This window comes from Bradyrhizobium sp. (genome assembly GCF_017881085.1).
Lineage (GTDB): Bacteria > Pseudomonadota > Alphaproteobacteria > Rhizobiales > Xanthobacteraceae > Bradyrhizobium.
The window spans coordinates 1-4,520 of the sequence record NZ_JADGRI010000384.1 but is presented as its reverse complement, the minus strand read 5'-3'; the positions used below and the strand labels follow the sequence as shown (position 1 = coordinate 4,520).

At 63.6% G+C, this 4,520-nt stretch carries 2 protein-coding genes and 1 pseudogene; 1 reads left to right on the top strand and 2 read right to left on the bottom strand.

What is annotated here, in order from left to right; all coding sequences use genetic code 11:
• Positions 1-571 (bottom strand): annotated as a pseudogene (locus QZ213_RS25055) (polysaccharide deacetylase); the annotation flags it as partial.
• Between the two features lie 242 nt (positions 572-813).
• Here QZ213_RS25055 and QZ213_RS25050 point away from each other — a divergent pair.
• The gene (locus tag QZ213_RS25050) at positions 814-2,016 is read left to right on the top strand and encodes a GNAT family N-acetyltransferase (RefSeq protein ID WP_291688756.1); all 1,203 of its coding nucleotides are present in this window, start codon (positions 814-816) and stop codon (positions 2,014-2,016) included.
• A 12-nt stretch (positions 2,017-2,028) separates the two neighbouring features.
• On the opposite strand, the gene QZ213_RS25045 is transcribed toward QZ213_RS25050, so the two are convergent.
• On the bottom strand, positions 2,029-4,263 hold the full coding sequence (locus tag QZ213_RS25045; protein ID WP_291688755.1) for an exopolysaccharide transport family protein: 2,235 nt from the start codon (positions 4,261-4,263) through the stop codon (positions 2,029-2,031).
• Positions 4,264-4,520: the final 257 nt, after the last annotated feature.

Here is a 4,520-nt window from a genome sequence, read left to right as displayed (position 1 = left end):
CGAGATCCGGCGGCGCGAGCGCACGCATCCAGCTCGCGAGAAACGCGTAGAGCTGATATTTTTCGGACGTGGTGGCGATATCGAAACGCTGCTCCTTGCGATCCATCACGAGGCTGATGCGCCGCTCCCGCGCAATCACTTCCTCGAGCGCGAGCCACCACGCCTCGCCCAGGCCGTCCGGAAACGCCGTCGGCACGTAGACGGCAAACGGAACGCCATGTTTCGAAAGCACCGGATAGCCCGATGTGATCAGATCCTTGTAGGCGCCGTCGAATGTCAGGCAGACGAATTGTCTCGGCTCGGCCAGCGTGACCGCCCTGCGGCACACCTCGTCCAGTGAGACGATATCGTATTTCCAGCGCTGCAGCGCCCGGATCGTCCGATCGAGAAATCCAGGGGTGATTTCCAGATATCTAAGCGGCTGAAAACGCGCGCTGCGCCGCGGGCGCACGCGTTCGAACCGCAGGATGACGCCGGCGCAGCCGGGCCGCCATCTCCTCAGCCATGGCACACCGCTGAAATAGGCAAACTCCAGCCGCAGGCTGTTCAGGAATCGGAGTTCGGATGGCAACGTCTGGTCCCCAGCGCCTATTCCACAAAGGCGACTACCGGTTTTGCGGACAAAATACGCGCATCTTGTGAGCGAGGCGCATTTTCTTTTGGCTCACCGGATTCCACTTGGCTGGAAGACATTCCGCCGCCGCGGCTGCCACCTGGCGCCATCCCTATTGTCATTACTCTTTGTTGACATTTCTTTGCAAAGGTCGGCAAACGCCGAAAATTGTAAACAATACCCTATGGACAGGTTTCATAATGACCATGGCTGCCGCGATCGAAAGCCGAACGGCGGAAGCGAAACCGTGGTCGAGATCAAGCCGGATCGCCAGCGTCGATATCGTCCATGACCTCGGCCAGGCGGAAACGGTCTGGCGCGGCCTCGAAGGGAAGTTTTCCACCCCGTATCAGCGCTTCGATTTTCTCGGGCCCTGGCAGCGCCAGGTCGGAGCGCGCGAGAGCCTCTCGCCCTTTATCGTCATCGCGCATGACGCCGAGCGCCGGCCGCTATTGTTGCTGCCGCTCGCACTCCACCGCAAGCACGGCATTCGTACCGCCTGCTTCATGGGCGGCAAACATGCCACCTTCAACATGGCGCTGTGGGACGGCGATTTTGCCGCCGCGGCAACGCTCCCCGACCTCGATGCGCTGCTTGCGGGAATACGCCAACGCGGCGAAGCCGACGTTCTGGCGCTCAACCAACAGCCCCGGCGCTGGCAGGACTTGCCGAACCCGATGGCGCTGCTGCCGCGGCAGCCCTCGGTCAATGATTGCCCGTTGCTCGCGATGGCGCCCGGCGCGGCGCCATCTGATCTGATCAGCAATTCCTTCCGGCGGCGCCTCAAGGGCAAGGAACGCAAGCTGCAGACGCTGGCCGGCTATCGCTATCACGTCGCGACATCGGATGTCGAAATCGAACGGCTGCTCGACTGGTTCTTCACCGTCAAACCGCTGCGGATGGCGGAACAGAAACTGCCCAACGTGTTCGGGGATCCGGGAGTGGAGGATTTCATCAGGGATGCCTGCATGACGGAGCTCGCGGGCGGCGGTCGCGCCATCGACATTCACGCGCTCGAATGCGACGACGAGGTGATCGCGATCTTTGCCGGCGTCGCCGACGGATATCGCTTTTCGATGATGTTCAACACCTACACGATGTCGGGCAGTTCGCGTTACAGCCCCGGCCTGATCCTGATGCGCAACATCATCGACACCTATGCCGGGCGCGGCTACCGCGCGCTCGATCTCGGCATCGGTTCCGACGACTACAAGAGGCTGTTCTGCAAGAACGACGAGCCGATTTTCGACAGCTTCATCCCGCTCGGCCCGCGCGGCAAGTTGGCCGCCGGCGCGATGTCAGGCCTCAACCGTGCCAAGCATCTGGTGAAACATAACCAGGCGCTGCTTCAAGTCGCGCAAAGATTGCGAAGCGCGCTGCACCGAAGTATACCTGAACCGTAGTCGCCGCCGCCTTCAGGCGGCCACCACGCGCGGAGCCGGCTCGACGGCGTCCGAGGGCTGCGCCGGCTTGCTCAGCATCGTCACCTCGGAAAAACCCACCGCCTTCAACTGATCGCACATCAGGGCGCGGGCGTCCGCGGCCATCGAGGCGTCCGGCACCACCACGACGCGCGCCTGCGTTGTCAGCAACTCCGCCGGCAGGTCGGACGCGGCGCCGGCATCCAGCAGCACGTGGTCATAGACCCGCAGCAGGGCATCGATCGCCAGCATCAACCGCGGCGACTGCAGCAACGCCCGGTCGAAGCCAGGACGTCCGGCGCACACGAGATGAACCCGCGAGAGCCGGTCCCTGGTGATCACTTGCGAAAACGACGCCTCTCCCAGCATCAATTCCGCCAGCCCCGGCGCCGCCGGATCGAACGACACGGCCGGGATCGTCGGCGTCGACGCCGACAGATCGACCACCACGACCCTTGCGTCCCGCGCGAGCAGGCGTGCCAGCGTCAGCGCCGTCAGCGTGATGCTCTCACCGGATGCGGTGCCGAGGATCGCGACCTTGCGGGCGGCTTCGCCGGCGCTGCGCAAGTCCCCGGCGAGATTTTCGATTTCGGTGAGTTCGGACGCAAACCCGGGCGCGATCTCGGCGCGTGCTTCGACTGGATTTTCCGGACGGATATCGTCGAATACCGGCTCGCGATCGGCCACCGCAACCTCCGCAGCCGCGGGAACGCGGACCGGAGCCGGAGATGAACCGAAGACGGCCACCGCGCGCGGCGCCGTCATACGCAGGAGCTCGCCTGTCGCGATCGCACCCGCGCTCAGCATCAGCGTCGCCAGCGTCGCGATCAGCACGATCGGCAGCTTCTTTGGGTAGGCCGGGGTATTGGACACGCTGGCGCGGGAAATGATGCGTCCGTCGGCCGGCGCGGCGTCGATGTTCTCGCGGGTGTTGGCCTCGCGGTATTTGGCGAGATAGGATTCCAGGAGGTCGCGCTGCGCCTTGGCTTCCCGCTCGAGCGCGCGAAGCTGGACGTCGTTGCCGTTGGTCGAGGTCGCCTGCTTCTTCAACTGCTCGAGGCTGGCGCTCAGGCCTTCGACCCGGCCGCTGGCGATGCGCGCATCATTGTCGAGCGAGCGCGAGAGCTTGCTGGCTTCGTCGCGAATCTGGCGGTCGAGATCCAAGAGCTGCGCCTTCAGCTCCTTGATGCGGGGATGATTGTCGAGCAGCGTCGAGGACTGCTCGGCAAGCTGGCCGCGCAGCGTGACGCGCTGCTCGGACAGCCTGCGGATCAATTCCGAATTGATCACTTCCGACGCCTCGATCGGCTTGCCGCTCTGAAGCATTTCGCGGATCAGCCGCGCCTTCGATTCCGCATCCGATTTCAGCGCGCGCGCGTTGTTCAACTGCGTATTCAGTTCGCCCATCTGCTGGTTCGACAGTGTGGTGTTGTTGGTGCCGACGAACAGGCTCGATTTCGATCTAAAGTCCTCGACCCGGGACTCGGCTTCCGCGACCTTCTTGCGCAGATTGTCGATTTCGCCCGACAGCCACTGGCTGGCGGATCTGGCCTGCGCCTGCCGCGCATTCTGCTGCAGCACCAGGTAGCCCTCGGCGATCGAGTTGGCGACGCGCGCCGCGAGATCCGGATCGCGCGACTGGAACTCGATGACCATGACACGCGATTTATCGACCGCATAGGCGGTGAAGCGGTCGTAATAGGCATCCAGCACACGCTCTTCCGGCGTCAGCGCGAATGGATCGCGGCCGATCCCGAACAGCGCCAGCAGCGACTTCAGCGGCGATATGCCCTGCAGCACCGGATCAAATTCCGGCAGCTCGGCGAGCTTGTTCTTCTTGATAATTTCGCGGGCGAGATCGCGCGACAGCAACAGCTGGACCTGACTGGTGACGGCCTCGGCATCGAGCGCGGTACGCTCCTCGTTACGCTCGCCGTTCGGCCGCAGGAACACGTTCTCACGCCCGTCGACCAGAATGCGGGCTTCGGACTTGTATCGCGGCGTCACCAGATTGACGGCGGTGATCGAGAGCACGGCGGCGAGCACCGTGGGGACGATGATCCAGCTACGCCTGCGTAGCAGTGCCTGGCCGAGGGCGCCGAAATCCAGATCGCCTGCGATGCTTGCTGCGGCCGGATTGCCGAAAGGCGTGGGCGTTGCGATCGGCTGGACGACAGGCTCTTCCTCGCCCGCACCGTCCTTGCCTGCACGCCAGAACGCTAAACGCATCGCACACTCCCGCAGACGCCACCACTCCACTCAGCTGTGGCGATTACACTCCATTAAGGTTGCCGCTGGGTTAATTGCGCGGATTTACCGCCGGCCCCAGCCGGCGCAAAGTCCGCGCGGTCATGCTTTGTTAACCATGAAAGCCCTTAATCGGAATCGACAATTCCCTCAGGGTCGTCCGATGCGAGGCGTGCGCGCCGTTATGGTCTGTCTTGTCGCCGTGCTCGCTCTGTCGGGCTTCATGTACGCGGCCGGTC

Coding starts and splice junctions, on each gene's coding strand:
- QZ213_RS25050 (WP_291688756.1), top strand. CDS start 814: ATGACCATGGCTGCCGCGATCGAAAGCCGAACGGCGGAAGCGAAACCG.
- QZ213_RS25045 (WP_291688755.1), bottom strand. CDS start 4,263: ATGCGTTTAGCGTTCTGGCGTGCAGGCAAGGACGGTGCGGGCGAGGAA.